The sequence below is a fragment of the Bradyrhizobium sp. PRIMUS42 genome (assembly GCF_023006515.1).
In the GTDB taxonomy this organism is placed as follows: Bacteria; Pseudomonadota; Alphaproteobacteria; order Rhizobiales; family Xanthobacteraceae; genus Bradyrhizobium.
The window spans coordinates 1-1,412 of the sequence record NZ_JALBGZ010001106.1 but is presented as its reverse complement, the minus strand read 5'-3'; the positions used below and the strand labels follow the sequence as shown (position 1 = coordinate 1,412).

Sequence of the window (1,412 nt, the reverse complement as noted above, 5' to 3'; positions counted from 1 at the left end):
GGAATGGGCTTGGCAGGTGAATTGCAGACCAAATTTCGACGTGCTGTCGATGCCTTCAACGCCCGTGATCTGATCAAAGCGGAAAAGATCCTGCAACAGATCGCAAGATCGGCGGTCCTGCGCCTCCAGCTTGGAGAGCACTGATTTCGCGCGCGTGATCACGGCGGGCGGCAGGCCGGCGAGCTTGGCGACCTGGATGCCGTAGGAGCGGTCGGCCGAGCCGGGCAGCACCTCGTGCAGGAATACGACATTGCCCTGCCATTCCTTCACCCGCACGGTGGCATTGAACATCCGTGGCAGCTTTGCCGAGAGCGCGGTCAGCTCGTGATAATGCGTCGCGAACAGCGTGCGGCAGCGGTTGCTCTCGTGCAGATGCTCGATCGCGGCCCAGGCGATCGAGAGGCCGTCGAAGGTCGCGGTGCCGCGGCCGATCTCGTCCAGGATCACGAGCGCGCGCTCGCCGGCCTGGTTCAGGATCGCCGCGGTCTCGACCATCTCCACCATGAAGGTGGAGCGGCCGCGGGCGAGATCGTCGGCGGCGCCGACGCGCGAGAACAGGCGGTCGATGATGCCGATCCGCGCGCGCGTTGCCGGCACGAAGCTGCCGATCTGGGCCAGCAGCGCAATCAGCGCGTTCTGACGCAGGAAAGTCGATTTACCGGCCATGTTGGGGCCGGTGAGCAGCCAGAGCTGGCCGGATTTTTGCGCAGGCGCGGGTGACAGATCGCACCCATTGGCGATGAACGGCTCGCCGTTGCGCTTCAGGGCCTGCTCCACCACGGGATGGCGGCCGGCCTCGATCGCGAAGCCGAGCGACTCGTCCACGTCCGGCCGCACATAATTGTCGTCGACCGCGAGCTTTGCCAGCGACGTCGCGACGTCGAGCAGCGCAAAGCCGTGCGCGGCCGCGCGCAGATCGTCGCTGATCGCCATGGCCTTGGCCGACAGCCGTTCGAAAATCTCGAGCTCCAGTCCGAGCGCGCGATCGCCGGCATTGGCGATCTTGGCCTCGATCTCGCCGAGCTCGGCAGTGGTGAAGCGAACCTGGCCCGCCAGCGTCTGGCGATGGATGAAGGTCGCGTTCAGCGGTGCCGACATCAGCTTGTCGCCGTGCTGCGCGGTGACCTCGACGAAATAGCCGAGCACGTTGTTGTGCCGGATCTTGAGGCCCTTGACGCCCGTGCTATCCGCGTAGCGGGCCTGCATCGAGGCCACCACCAGGCGTGAGGCATCGCGCAGGTTTCGCGCTTCGTCCAGCGCCGGCTCATAGCCTTGGCGCACGAAGCCGCCATCGCGCTTGATCAGCGGCAGCTGCTCGTCGAGCGCACTGGCGAATTCCGCCGCCAACTCGCGCGAGGGTCTTTGCAGTGCCGCCATGACCGCCGCGATCTCCTGCGGCGGCTGGTCGAGCT

The 1,412-nt window shown here is 66.1% G+C and carries 1 protein-coding gene; it reads right to left on the bottom strand.

Features of this window, described 5'->3' with window-relative positions:
* The coding region (mutS, locus tag MOV75_RS38045) for a DNA mismatch repair protein MutS (RefSeq protein ID WP_247007983.1) at nucleotides 1-1,412 on the bottom strand (1,412 nt) is incomplete at both ends.